Source organism: Streptomyces sp. NPDC054783 (genome assembly GCF_053611725.1).
Genome location: NZ_JBSHAY010000001.1, coordinates 338,927 through 351,249, shown reverse-complemented (window position 1 = coordinate 351,249; position 12,323 = coordinate 338,927). Strand labels below are relative to the sequence as shown.

The following is a 12,323-nucleotide window of genomic DNA, read 5'->3' as shown; positions in this document are numbered from 1 at the left end:
ACCCTTCTTCCGTACGTGTCCTCAACCGTGCGTCCGGTGCAGACGCCTCCCGGTGTCCTTCCCGCCCCGCGACCGCGCATCCCACTCCCGTCCGACGGCCGGCGCCCGGGCCAGTCCGATGCTGCCCGCCCCGATCAGCACGATGCCGATCACTTCCGGCAGGATCCGCCACCCGAGGTGGATCGCCTCGGCGAACAGCACCCAGCCGAGGACGACGCTGGTGAGCGCGTCGCCGAGAGTGAGGGCGGGCTGGGAGGCGGTGAGCGACCCGGCGCCCAGCGCGCTCTGCAGCAGCAGGAAGGCGACGAGTCCGGCGGCGGCCGTGGCGTACGGCGACCAGTGGGTGAACATCGCCGCCGGCCCGTGCCCGAGCCGCCCCACGGCTTCCTTGAGCAGCGCGGCGGTGGTGGCGAAGCACACGGCGGAGGCGAGGCCGAACAGCGCCGCCCGGGGCGCGCCCTTCGTCGGGCGGGCGGCGGTCACGAGGAGTACGACCAGGCCGAGCGCCCCGCCGCCGCCCAGCAGCCAGGCCCTGGGCGGCGCGGTCGGCCGGCCCGCGCCCGGGGCGGCCGCCAGCAGGAACACGGCCAGTCCGGCGGCGAGGGCGCCGAAGGCCAGCCAGGTCCGCAGACCGGGGCGGCGCCGGAAGACGACCCCACCCACCAGCAGGGTGAACAACAGCTCGGTGGCGAGCAGCGGCTGGACCAGGGAAAGGCTGCCCATGGCCAGCGCCCCGGCCTGCAGCAGCCCCGAGACCGCCAGCAGCGCGGCGCCCGCGAGCCAGTACGGGCGCCGCAGCAGCCGGGCGAGCCGGCGCACGGCCGGCCCCGCCCCGCCGGCGCCCCCCTCGTCGTGCGGCTCCTGTACGGCGGCCCGGCGCTGCAGCACGGACGCGGACGCGTTGCTCAGAGCAGCGAGCAGCGCGAGCAGCACGGTGACGCCGATCACGGCAGGTCACCCCAAGCGGGCGGCGAGCCACCGGTAGAGCCCGGGCGCGACGCCGCGCACCAGGGCGGGATACCGCAGCCAGCCGGGGACGTACACCTCGTCCTTGCCGTGCCGGACCGCGGCCCAGACGGCGTCCGCCACCCGCTCGGCCGGCACCGGGCGCGGCCATGCCCTCGTGTAGGGGGCGCCGCGTCGCTCGAAGAACGGCGTGTCGACCGCGCCGGGGATCACAGTGGACACGCCCACCCCGGTGCGGCGCACCTCGTAGCGCAGCGCGTCGGCGAAGGCGGCCAGGGCGGCCTTAGCGGCGGAGTACACGGCCTCGCCGCGCACGCCGACGCTGCCCGCGACGGACCCGATGAGCACGATGCGTCCCGAGCCGGCCGCGACCATGTGGGGCAGCAGGGCGCGCACGAGGTGCAGGGTGGCCAGCAGGTCGACGCCGACGATCTCGTCGATGCGCGCGTGCGGCATGCCGGCGAAGTCGCCGGCCCAGCCCACGCCTGCGCACGCCACCAGCAGGTCGAGGCGGCCCGCGTGGTCCAGGACCAGATCGGTGAGCAGACGGTCGGCGCCCGGCCGGGTCAGGTCCGCCGGCACGGCGAGGGCGTCGAGCGGGGCGGCCACCTGCTCCAGTCGGGTGGCGTCCCGCCCGTTGAGCACCAGCTGCCAGCCTCCTTCGGCGGCGAGCCGGCGGGCGACGACGGCACCGATGCCCGAGGAGGCACCTGTCACCAGGGCGGTGCCGCCCGGGACGGTCCGGTTCCCGGCGGACCCGAGTACCGGGCCCGCCTCCGGGACGGAGGTCGCGACCGGCCCGGCGCGTTTCGACGGTCCTGCGGGGGGCGGGGCGTGGGACATGGCGACGACCTCACTGCGACGTGTGGGCACGGACTCGCGAACTCCGGGGCCGAACCTTCGCGGTGTATCCAGGGCGCCACACACTGAAACACCGCGCACGGCGGAGCCCCGCCGAACGCCTGCCACAGGTGAACGGAGGGGGCTCGGGTCGCCGAGTGGTGCGCCCGGACGACCATGGGTTTCGGGGAGCGAGGCGACGGACCGGCGCGCGCGGGGCCGGCGCCTGCATCACGACCGTACGCCGGGGCATCTGGCGGCAGAAGGGCATGCCGCGCAGAAGGGCATGCCGCACGCCGAGGTACTCCGGCTGACCGACCGGCTGCCGTACGCCGAGGCGGTCGGTGTCCGGCCGCGGTCGCGGAGGCGGCGACTCGGCCCGCCCGCGCCCCGGGCCGTCCGGGCGCACGGGTGTCCTTGGCCCGTACCGGCGCGCCGGACGGGGTCCTGGCCCGGGTCGTCGCGAGCCGACCGGTGCGGCCGTTCAGTCCAGGCCCGGCACGGGCGCGCCGGAGGGCACACCGGCGCCGATGTAGGCGTCGTAGAACTCCTTCCAGGGTGCGCTCACCCCGGCGTGCGCGCCCTCGAAGCCTTCGCCGCGTGCCTTTGCGTCCAGGGCGGCGAGGCACACCTCCCAGCCGGCGCCGTTGCGGGCGGCGGTGTCCGACGCGCCGAGGACGTTGGTGAGTGTGAACAGGGTGCGCCGTTCGCCGACGGCTTCGAGGTCGAAGCGGAGCTCGTCGCCGCCCCAGGCGAAGGACAGGTGCCGGGGCGGGTCGACGGCGAGCACCCGGCCGGTGGACTCGGGCATGTTCGGGTCGCCGCTGAAACGGATGGTGCCGCCGGGGCGCAGCTCCATCTCGGCGCGGGAGGGGAACCACTGGGCCAGTTCGTCGGGATCGGTGACGAACCGCCAGACGCGGTCCACCGGGTGGTCGTAGGTGCGGCTGAACCGGACGGCGGGGCGGCCGTCGTCCAGGGTGAGATAGGTGCCGGTGAGGTCGACGGGCATGGTGTTCCGGTCCTTCGCTGTGGGGGGGGTCAGGTGTCGTCCGACGTCTCGTCGAGGCGCCGGCCCAGTGCGTCCAGGCTGCGGTTCCACAGCCGGCGGTAGGGCTCGAGCCAGGCGTCGAAGGCGGCGATCGGCGCCGGGTCGAGGGCGTAGACGCGGCGCTGCGCGTCCTGCCGGACCCGGACCAGGCCCGCTTCCCGGAGCACCTTCAGATGCTTGGAGGTGCTCGGCTGGCTCAGTCCACAGGCCTCGACGATCTCGCCGACGGGCCGGGGGCGCTCCAGCAGGAACGCGACGATGGCACGCCGGTGGGGGTCGGCGAGGGCGGACCAGAGCGCTGCGTCGGACATGCGATTCAATATGCCTCGGCAGTTATATTCCAGTAAAGGAATACAAGAAAAGAAACGTTGCCGTTTCGCTAGCCGTGCCGTAAGGTCGTACGTGTACGAAACAGTTTCGTTTACGAGCTGTTCGCTCGCCCGTACCCGAACGACTTGCCCTGGAGTGGTTCCCCATGCCCCAGAAGACCCTGGCCGAGGGCTCCCGAGCAGGAGCCGCCGCCATCGAGCACGGTGAAGCGGCCTCGCCGAAGCGGTGGTGGATCCTCGCGGTCATCGCCATCGCCCAGCTGATGGTCGTCCTCGACGCCACGATCGTGAACATCGCCCTGCCGTCCGCCCAGACCGACCTCGGCTTCTCCGACGGCAACCGGCAGTGGATCGTGACGGCGTACGCCCTCGCCTTCGCCTCCCTGCTGCTGCTCGGCGGCCGGATCGCCGACCTGTTCGGCCGCAAGCCCGCCTTCCTCGTCGGCGTCGTCGGCTTCGCCGCGGCCTCCGCGCTCGGCGGCGCCGCGAACGGCTTCACCATGCTGGTCGTCGCCCGGGCCCTGCAGGGCGCCTTCGGCGCGCTCCTCGCGCCCGCCGCGCTGTCGCTGCTCAACACCACGTTCACCAACGCCAGGGAACGGGCCCGCGCCTTCAGCGTGTACGGCGCGATCGCCGGCGCCGGCGGCGCCGTGGGCCTGCTGCTCGGCGGTGTGCTGACCGACGCGTTCGACTGGCGCTGGACCCTGTACGTGAACGTGGCCATCGCGGTCGTCGCCTTCGCGGGCGGCTGGATCCTGCTGGACAACCACCGCGACGCGGACAACGCCAAGCTGGACGTGCCGGGCACGGTCCTCGTGGCCGCCGGTCTGTTCTCCCTCGTCTACGGCTTCTCCAACGCCGAGACCCACGACTGGAGCTCGCCGCTGACCTGGGGCTTCCTGAGCGCGGGTGGTGTGCTGCTCGCGGCGTTCGCCGGGTGGCAGACCCGGGCCGCGCACCCGCTGCTGCCGCTGCGCATCCTGCTCGACCGCGACCGCGCGGCCTCCTTCCTCGCGGTGCTGATCACCGGCGCGGGCATGTTCGGCGTGTTCCTCTTCCTGACCTACTACCTCCAGCTCAACCAGGGCTTCAGCCCGACGAAGACCGGTGTGGCGTTCCTGCCGATGGTCGGCGCACTGATGGTGACCGCGCAGGTCGGCACCACCGTCCTGGTGCCCCGCCTCGGCCCCAGGACGGTCATCCCGCTGGGCTTCGCCATCGCCACGGCCGGCATGGCCTGGCTGACCGGCATCGGCCTCGGTTCGCACTACCTGAGCGCCGTGCTGCCCCAGCTGATCGTGATCGGCGTGGGCCTCGGCCTGGTCATGCCGCCGGCCATGCAGCTGGCCACCGGCGGGGTCGCGGCCGAGGACGCGGGCGTGGCCTCCGCGACCGTCAACGCCATGCAGCAGGTGGGCGGTTCGATCGGCACGGCACTGCTGAACACCCTCGCCGCGAGCGCCGCCACCGACTACCTCTCCGGCCGGGACGCCACCAGCAAGCTGGTGCGGGCACAGGCGACGATCGAGAGCTACGCGACCGCCTTCTCGTGGTCCGCGGGCCTCTTCGCGGCCGGCGCCGTGCTCGCCTTCGCGCTCTACCGGCGCGGGGTGCCGCAGCAGGACGCGGGAGCGGCACCGGTCGTCCACATGTGACGGCCCCGCGCCATCCAGCCCGAGGGGCCGCCGTCAGCAGGGAGACGGCGGCCCCTCGCCCTGTCATGGTGGGGGGTATGCGCAAGGCGTCGGCGGCGCTCGGCAGCGCCCTGTTCCTCGTCTTCGTCTCGGGCGGCGCGGCCGTGCTGGTGCCGTGGTGGCTGACCGATGGCTGGCGGGCCGGTCACTGGTGGCTGCCGCTGCGGCTGCTCGGCCTGCTGCCCCTGGCGGCCGGTGCCGCCGTCGTACTGGAGGCCTTCACCCGGTTCGCCCTGGAGGGGCTCGGCACGCCGGCGCCGGTCGCGCCGCCTGCGCGACTGGTGGTGAGCGGCCCCTACCGGTACGTTCGCAATCCCATCTACGTCGCGGTGGTCGCCGTACTCCTCGGGCAGGGCCTGCTCCTCGCCCGGCCGGTGCTCTTCGGTTACGCCGCCGGCGCCTGGGTTCTGACCTGGGCGTTCGTCCGCTTGTACGAGGAGCCGGGACTGGAGCGGCGCTTCGGCACCGAGTACGAGCGCTATCGGCGGGCGGTGCCGGCCTGGTGTCCCCGGCGCACTCCCCGGCAGGGCGCTTGAGACGGCCGTCGGCGGGTAACTCAGCTGATCAGGGGCACGACGGCAGAAGGAGAGGCCATGACCAGCGAGCAGGACGAGAAGGACCGCAAGGAACAGTTCGACACCGCCCTGGAGGAAGTGCTCCGGGAGGTCGAGGAGGCCGAGAAGCGCGAGGAGGACAAGTCCGCCAGCGGCGAGGCCGGAGACGCCAGCACGCCGGACACCGAGGCACAGGAGCAGGCGGAACAGCCGGAGGAGGACTGAGAAGCCCGCACGCGGGACCAGCCGCGCCCTCCGGGCCGGCGACCACCCATGCGCTCCGGGCGCAAACCGACCATGGGTACCGGCCCTCCCTGGGAGGACCAAGCCCCGGCGACCTCCCGTGCCGGAAGCAGCCCCGGCGGCCCTCCCGGCCAGGAACAAGCCCCGGCGGCCCTCCCGAGACGGCACCACCGGCCACGCCCTCCCGAGCCCGAACCGCCACCTGCGGGCCCACCCGAGGCGGTACGACCAGGCACGCCCTCCCCATGCCGAGCGACCACCAGTGATCCTCCCGAGCGGCACCAAGCCATGTCCTCCCACGGCTCAGCCACCACCAGCGGCCCCCAAGACGGCACCACAACCCATCTCCTTCCGAGTCGGGGCAATCGCCGCCGGACCCACCCGAGACCGCCCTCGTGACCTGCGCGGACGGCACACAGCCGTGCCCACCCGACGCGCGGCCGCCACCAGCGGCCCCCCAAAACAGCCCCGACCCCATGCCCTCCCGAGGCCAAGCGACCACCGCCGGACCACCCGAGACCGCCCCACCAGCCACGCCCTCCCCAGACCCAACAACCACCAGTGACCCTCGCGAACGGCAGCACAGCCATGCCCACCCGAGCCTGAGCCACCACCGGCAGCCCCTCCCGGGGGCCCAGCCACCGCCCATCCCCCGAGGTGGCCCCACCAGCCGTGTCCCGCCGGGGCGGGGTACCCGGTTCTCATGAACAGCCACGAGCGCGGGCCCGGGCTGCCTCCGCCCCGAGGGCCCCTCTCCGCCGCGGTCGCCGCTCGTCTGCGCGGGACGGGAACGCTCCCCCCGCCCGTCGAGGCGGAGGGGGCGGATCCCTATGGCGACGATCCGCAACTCGCCCTGTACCTCTGCTACGAACTGCACTACCGGGGCTTCGCCGGCGTCGGCCCGGAGCTCGAGTGGGATCCCGGCCTGCTGCGTGTCCGCGCCGCGCTGGAGCGCCGCTTCCTGTCCGCGCTGCGCGCCGACACGCCCGGCCATGACAGCCTCGACGAAGCGCTCGCCGTGCTGCTGGTCGAACCCGTCGAGGGCAGCGGGGTCACCCATTTCCTCGGCGCCGAGGGCGAGTTGTGGCAGCTGCGCGAGTACGCCGCCCAGCGCTCGCTGTACCACCTGAAGGAGGCCGACCCGCACGCCTGGGTGCTGCCGCGGCTGTGGGGCCGGGCCAAGGCGGGAATGGCGGCGGTGGAGTTCGACGAGTTCGGCGGCGGCCGGGCCGACCGTATCCACGCCCGCCTGTTCGCCGCGCTGATGACGGACCTGGGCCTGGACAGCACCTACGGCCGCTATCTGGACGCGGCCCGCGCGGAGATGCTCGCCGTCGTCAACCTGATGTCCCTGTTCGGCCTGCACCGCGAGCTGCGCGGCGCTCTGGTCGGCCACTTCGCCGATGTGGAGATCACCTCCTCGCCGGGCTCGCACCGGCTCGCCGAGGCCATGCGCCGCACCGGTGCCGGACCCGCGGCGGAGTTCTTCTACGACGAGCACGTCGAGGCGGACGCGGTCCACGAACAGGTCGTACGCCACGAGGTGATCGGCGGACTGCTCGCCGAGGAGCCGGAACTCGCGGCGGACGTGACCTTCGGGATCGACGCGACCGAATATCTGGAGGACCGGCTGGCGCGCCAGCTGCTCGCCGACTGGCGCGCCGGGCGCTCGTCGCTGCGTACACCCCTGGCGCCTCAGATATCCCATACATCCTGAATGCCGGGGTACTCGCGCGCTGTGATCGCTGTGGTGCTTCCGGGCGTGTACGCCCCGCAGGACGACACGGAGTTGCTGGCCGAGTCCCTCCGCGAGGAGGCCCTGCCGCCCGGCGCCCGGGTGCTCGACGTCGGCACCGGCTGCGGGGCGCTGGCCCTGGAGGCCGCCCGGGCCGGCGCCGAGGTGACCGCGGTGGACGTGTCCCGGCTGGCGGTGTGGACGGCCCGGATGAACGCCTGGCTGACCCGGCTGCCCGTGCGGATCCGGCGCGGCAACCTCTTCGGACCGGTCCGGGGCAGCACGTACGACCTCATCCTCGCGAACCCGCCGTACGTTCCCGCACCCGATGCCGGACGCGGGCCGCGGGGCCGGGCTCGCGCCTGGGACGCGGGCCGGGACGGCCGACTGCTGCTGGACCGGATCTGCCGGGACGCGCCCGTACTGCTGCGGCCCGGAGGCGTGCTGCTGATCGTGCACTCCGCGCTCAGCGATCCCGACCGCACCCTGCGGTTGCTGCGCGCCGCACGCCTGCAGGCCTCGGTGGTCCGGCGCCGCTGGATCCCCTTCGGCCCGGTGCTGCGCTCGCGGGAGGACTGGCTGCGCCGGCGCGGTCTGCTCGCGCCGGCCGCACAGGAGGAGGAGCTGGTGGTCGTCCGTGCCGAACGAACACGCTGACCGGACCCGCCGGATCACCGTCCAGCGGCAGGGGCCGCTGCTCGTGGAGGGGCCGGTCGAGGTCGAGCTGGAGGACGGCACCACGGTGTCCTCGGACCGTTTCCGTGTCGCTCTGTGTACCTGCCGACGCAGTCGCCGCTATCCCTGGTGCGACACGAGTCACCGGCGCAAGACCAAGGACAGCGGTTGAAACCGGCTGTTTTTCGCCGCTCCCCGGGCAAGGCCCCCCACAGGCCTGCCCAGGAAGCGGCTGTGTGCCCGGAAGCCGGCGGGCGGCCCCACTCCGCCCGTCGGCTCCGGTGCGAGATCGCAGGTTCCCCGCTGCTGGGGCCGCACTCCCCGGTTGCGGACCTGTTCCGGCGTATGCGGGGTCCGCTGCGATCCCGGTCCTGGAGACGCCCCCTAGAAGGCGAAGACGCCGCCACCCACGGAGTCGCGCACGCACGAGTTGCCGAAGGTGCGCTCGTAGGAGACGCGCTTGCCCTGCCAGACACCCTGGACGGTGACGACGACCGGGTCGTACAGCTTGTTGCACCACACGTCGCCGGCGGGCTTCAGGGCGTCGAAGTCGCCGCCGGTGCCGCGCAGTTCGGCGCAGGCCGCCGCCGCTGCCGGGTGGGTGCCGGAGGCCGTGGGAGCGCAGGTCAGGGTGACGGCGCGCTCCGGGGTGGCCGTGGCCGCGTCGTTGCCGTGGCCGGTGGTGAGGACCAGCGCCGAGGGGGCGTAGAGCGACGACGGGGCGGCGCCCGGTGCAGCGACGGCGGCCCCGGTCAGGGGTCCGCAAACGGCAGCGGCCGTGAGACCGAAGGCCGCTGCCCAGCGCGCGGTGTTCCGCATTGTGTGCATCCTTCCGCTTGGATAGACGGGTGCCGGTTCCGGGCCCGGTCGGCGCCGGAGCGGCGAGCGCCACTCTGCCGAGTCCGCCGCCGAAACACACATCGAACCCGCTGGTTTCAGTAACCTTGCGTGTTGAAACAGTGGCGTGAAGTTACGGAAATGCAAGAGCCTGACCGCGTAACTGAGCGGTTCTTGATCGCTGAAAGCGGTCACATGGCTGAAAATCACCGGCTCGTTAATCGGCCTGAAACATTCCGGGTTCACTGCGAGTGAAAGCTTTCACGATGCCTTCACGTCTCCTTGCGTTCATGAAGGCGGGCGCGTAAGCATGATTACATGATTACAGAAGACCAAAAGGAACAGCTGCGCGGCTGGTTCGCCGGCCGCCTGCCGGACGATCTCTTCGAGGAGCTGGTCGAGATCACCGCCGACCGCGAGGAGATCACGGTGATCGGCCGCGTCCCCGAACCCCGGCTCACCGAGGGCGCCTCGGACGCCGAGCGGGAGACCGCCCTGCGCGCCCGGATCCAGGAGTTCCGGGAGCGGACCCGTGAGCAGCGGATGGAAGTGGCCCGGGAGGCCGAGCACCTCTTCCGCCGAAAGGTCTCGTGGGGCGTGGTGTGCGGCCCGGAGCGTGCCCTGTTCACGCATGTGGCCGCGCCGGTCATGACCCGGCTGCGCCAGCCGGAGCGCCAGGTGCTGGACACCCTCATCGCCGGAGGCGTCGCCCGCAGCCGAAGTGACGCCCTCGCCTGGTGCGTGCGCCTGGTCCAGCGCCACACCGAGGACTGGCTGACCGAGCTGCGCGAGTCGCTGGAACACGTCCAGCGGGTGCGGGCGCAGGGACCTGACGCGGAGGAGGTGGCCGATTCATCCACTGCCGACGGCGAAGGTGGATGAATCGTCCCCTGGCAGGGGTCCGCGCCGGAGCCGTACCGTCGGCAGACCGCTCCGGACGGCCCCGGCCCCGCCGCGACACCCCTGCGGCACCGGCGGCCGTCCGCCACCGCCACGCCGCCAGGCGCTCCATCGCCGCGACCTCGCTGGAGCCCTCCGTGCCCCCTCAGTCCCCGACTCGGACCGCACCGCGACCCCGTTGGACCTGTTCCGGCTCGCCTTCGGCGGCGCCAACACCATCTCCACCTGTGTGCTCGGCGCCTTCCCGATCCTGTTTCGTCCCGGGTCAGTTCGTCGGCCCGCTGGGCGACCTGGCGAACGGCGTCGACATCAGCCGCCGCTGTCGCTCGCGGTGGCCGCGGTCCTGTTCCCGACGCTGCTGAGGCTGTTCCCCGAACCCCGGGCGGCGCACGGCCCCGGGGGCGCCCGGCTGGTGCCGACGGTCGAGGTCCCGGTGCCTGCGATCACCGGCCCCGGCGCCTCAACGACCCCTCTGGGAGAGGTGGTTGACACACCCGTGCACTAGGTTGTCCGCCATGACTCACTTCGTACTGGTGGCGGGCGCGTGGCTGGGGGCATGGGCGTGGGACGAGGTGGCGCCCGGACTGCGCGCCGCCGGACACGACGTCCACGCCCTGACGTTGTCCGGACTCGCCGAGAGGAACGATGCGCCCGCGGGGCAGGAGACGCACGTCCAGGACATCGTGCAGGAGGTCGAGGGGCTGGATCTCCGGGACGTCGTCCTGGTCGGGCACAGTTACTCGGGCGTCCCCGTCGGGCAGGCGGCCGAGCGGATCGGTGACCGGCTGCGCCGCGTCGTGTACGTCGACTCCAACGTGCCCGCGGACGGCGTGTCGTTCCTCGACGGGTTCGACAGCGACCACATCCGGCGGTCGCTCACCGAGCACGGCGGCGTGTGGCCGCCCCTGCCCGCGGCCGCCTACGCGGACCAGGGCCTCACCGACGAGCAGATCGACCGTATCCGCACCGAGGGCACTCCGCACCCCGGTGCCACGCTCGACGAACCGGCCGCGCTCAAGCGGCCGTTGGGCGACCTGCCGGCGACGTACATCAAGTGCGTGCTCAACGGCACCACGCTGCTGCCCGCCGTGGCCGAGGCCCTGGAGGGCGGGCGCTGGGAACTCGTGGAGCTGAACACCGGGCACTGGCCGATGTTCTCCACGCCGACGGACCTGGTGCGCATTCTGAACGAGGCGGCCACCCGCCGCTGAGGCCCCCGGCTACCCGCCAGTATCGTCGGGCTGCACGCGGACTCAGCGACGAGAGGCGGGACGGCCGGATGGCGAAGCACTGGGCTGATTTCCAGTACGAGATCTATCTGAACGGGACGACGGGGGCCGTGCCCCGCCTCCCCACGGACCTGACCCGGCTGGAGGAGCTGGCCGAACACCGGCTCGGTCCGGGCCCGGTGGGGTATGTGGCGGGAAGCGCGGGCGACGGCAGCACGGCCCGCGCGAACCGGGCCGCGCTCGGCCGGCGCCGGATCGTGCCGCGCATGCTGCGTGACGTGGCCGAGCGCGATCTGTCGTGCCAGGTGCTCGGCCGGGCGCTGCCGGCGCCGCTGGCGCTGGCGCCCGTCGGCGTGCTGTCGATCATGCATCCGGACGCCGAATCCGCCGCCGCCCGGGCCGCCGCCGCGCAGGGCGTGCCCTATGTCCTCTCCTCGGCGTCGAGCACACCGATGGAGCAGGTAGCGGAGACGATGGGGGACGCCGAGCGGTGGTTCCAGCTGTACTGGGGCAAGGACCGTGAGGTGACGCGCAGTTTCCTGAGCCGGGCGAAGGCCGCCGGGTTCTCGGTGCTCGTGGTCACCCTGGACACCCCGTTGCTGGCCTGGCGGCCGCGCGACCTGGACCAGGCGTACCTGCCGTTCCTGCACGGGGTGGGCACGGCGAACTACTTCACCGACCCGGCGTTCCAGGCGGGGCTCGCCAAGCCCGTGCACGAGGACCCCGACGCGGCGGTGCTGCACTTCCTCGGCCTGTTCGGGGACGCCGGCCACACCTGGCCGGACCTGGCGTTCCTGCGGGAGCACTGGGACGGTCCGATCGTACTCAAGGGCATCCTGCACCCGGACGACGCCCGGCTCGCCGCCGACGCCGGGGTGGACGGCGTGGTGGTCTCCAACCACGGCGGCCGGCAGGTGGCCGGTTCGGTCGCCGCGGCCGATGCGCTGCCCCGGGTCGCGGACGCGGTCGGCGACCGGCTGACGGTGCTGTTCGACAGCGGGGTGCGCACCGGCGACGACGCGTTCAAGGCGCTGGCCCTCGGCGCGCGGGCGGTGCTCCTGGGCCGGCCGTACGTCTACGGGCTCGGGCTGGACGGACAGGCCGGCGTGGAACATGTCATCCGGTGCGTGCTGGCGGAGCTGGATCTGACGCTGGCTCTGTCCGGGCACACCGGTCCGGGGACGGTGTCCGGGGCGGACCTGGTCGAGGACCCGTCCTGACTCGTGCCGAGCGCCCCGCGGGGTGCCACGACAGGCCGTCACGCGTACGC

Annotated in this window: 14 protein-coding genes and 1 pseudogene; 10 read left to right on the top strand and 5 right to left on the bottom strand. The window is 73.2% G+C overall.

All coding sequences use genetic code 11. From position 1 onward, the window contains the following. Window positions 1–21: 21 nt before the first annotated feature. The 4 genes from ACWGJ5_RS01660 to ACWGJ5_RS01645 all read right to left on the bottom strand — a co-directional run bounded on the left by ACWGJ5_RS01660 (window position 22) and on the right by ACWGJ5_RS01645 (window position 3,168). On the bottom strand, window positions 22–948 hold the full coding sequence (locus tag ACWGJ5_RS01660; RefSeq protein WP_453307790.1) for a DMT family transporter: 927 nt from the start codon (window positions 946–948) through the stop codon (window positions 22–24). 6 nt (window positions 949–954) lie between these two features. Then, the gene (locus ACWGJ5_RS01655) at window positions 955–1,809 is read right to left on the bottom strand and encodes an SDR family NAD(P)-dependent oxidoreductase (RefSeq protein WP_453308251.1); all 855 of its coding nucleotides are present in this window, start codon (window positions 1,807–1,809) and stop codon (window positions 955–957) included. A 481-nt stretch (window positions 1,810–2,290) separates the two neighbouring features. Continuing rightward, window positions 2,291–2,818: an SRPBCC family protein gene (locus ACWGJ5_RS01650; RefSeq protein WP_453307789.1), complete on the bottom strand. Its 528-nt coding sequence runs from the start codon at window positions 2,816–2,818 to the stop codon at window positions 2,291–2,293. 29 nt (window positions 2,819–2,847) lie between these two features. Next, the gene (locus ACWGJ5_RS01645) at window positions 2,848–3,168 is read right to left on the bottom strand and encodes an ArsR/SmtB family transcription factor (RefSeq protein WP_453307788.1); all 321 of its coding nucleotides are present in this window, start codon (window positions 3,166–3,168) and stop codon (window positions 2,848–2,850) included. Window positions 3,169–3,332: 164 nt separating this feature from the next. Here ACWGJ5_RS01645 and ACWGJ5_RS01640 point away from each other — a divergent pair, with 164 nt between their 5' ends. The 6 genes from ACWGJ5_RS01640 to ACWGJ5_RS01615 all read left to right on the top strand — a co-directional run bounded on the left by ACWGJ5_RS01640 (window position 3,333) and on the right by ACWGJ5_RS01615 (window position 8,259). Then, window positions 3,333–4,841 carry an MFS transporter gene (locus ACWGJ5_RS01640; protein ID WP_453307787.1) on the top strand — a complete coding sequence of 503 codons (1,509 nt, stop codon included), beginning with the start codon at window positions 3,333–3,335 and terminating at the stop codon, window positions 4,839–4,841. A 77-nt stretch (window positions 4,842–4,918) separates the two neighbouring features. Further along, window positions 4,919–5,416 carry a methyltransferase family protein gene (locus ACWGJ5_RS01635; protein ID WP_453307786.1) on the top strand — a complete coding sequence of 166 codons (498 nt, stop codon included), beginning with the start codon at window positions 4,919–4,921 and terminating at the stop codon, window positions 5,414–5,416. Between the two features lie 57 nt (window positions 5,417–5,473). Then, complete coding sequence (locus ACWGJ5_RS01630) at window positions 5,474–5,659, top strand: hypothetical protein (protein WP_453307785.1); 186 nt, start codon at window positions 5,474–5,476, stop codon at window positions 5,657–5,659. A 721-nt stretch (window positions 5,660–6,380) separates the two neighbouring features. Further along, window positions 6,381–7,394, top strand: a complete 1,014-nt coding sequence (locus ACWGJ5_RS01625; protein ID WP_453307784.1) for an iron-containing redox enzyme family protein — start codon at window positions 6,381–6,383, stop codon at window positions 7,392–7,394. Beyond that, complete coding sequence (locus ACWGJ5_RS01620) at window positions 7,395–8,069, top strand: HemK2/MTQ2 family protein methyltransferase (RefSeq protein ID WP_453307783.1); 675 nt, start codon at window positions 7,395–7,397, stop codon at window positions 8,067–8,069. It begins immediately after the preceding gene. Further along, window positions 8,050–8,259: a CDGSH iron-sulfur domain-containing protein gene (locus tag ACWGJ5_RS01615; RefSeq protein WP_453307782.1), complete on the top strand. Its 210-nt coding sequence runs from the start codon at window positions 8,050–8,052 to the stop codon at window positions 8,257–8,259. The genes ACWGJ5_RS01620 and ACWGJ5_RS01615 overlap by 20 nt, the downstream gene beginning before the upstream one ends. A 212-nt stretch (window positions 8,260–8,471) precedes the next feature. Here the strand turns inward: ACWGJ5_RS01615 and ACWGJ5_RS01610 are convergent, their stop codons facing one another. Then, window positions 8,472–8,906, bottom strand: coding sequence for a protease inhibitor (locus ACWGJ5_RS01610; protein WP_453307781.1), 435 nt, complete (start codon window positions 8,904–8,906; stop codon window positions 8,472–8,474). 336 nt (window positions 8,907–9,242) lie between these two features. Here ACWGJ5_RS01610 and ACWGJ5_RS01605 point away from each other — a divergent pair, with 336 nt between their 5' ends. The 4 genes and pseudogenes from ACWGJ5_RS01605 (at window position 9,243) to ACWGJ5_RS01590 (ending at window position 12,273) form a co-directional block, all read left to right on the top strand. Next, window positions 9,243–9,806, top strand: a complete 564-nt coding sequence (locus ACWGJ5_RS01605) for a hypothetical protein (protein WP_453307780.1) — start codon at window positions 9,243–9,245, stop codon at window positions 9,804–9,806. A gap of 275 nt (window positions 9,807–10,081) precedes the next feature. Continuing rightward, window positions 10,082–10,329: pseudogene (locus ACWGJ5_RS01600) on the top strand (cytosine permease); the annotation flags it as partial. A gap of 10 nt (window positions 10,330–10,339) precedes the next feature. Further along, on the top strand, window positions 10,340–11,035 hold the full coding sequence (locus tag ACWGJ5_RS01595; protein WP_453307779.1) for an alpha/beta fold hydrolase: 696 nt from the start codon (window positions 10,340–10,342) through the stop codon (window positions 11,033–11,035). A gap of 68 nt (window positions 11,036–11,103) precedes the next feature. After that, the gene (locus ACWGJ5_RS01590) at window positions 11,104–12,273 is read left to right on the top strand and encodes a lactate 2-monooxygenase (RefSeq protein WP_453307778.1); all 1,170 of its coding nucleotides are present in this window, start codon (window positions 11,104–11,106) and stop codon (window positions 12,271–12,273) included. Window positions 12,274–12,323 lie beyond the last annotated feature (50 nt).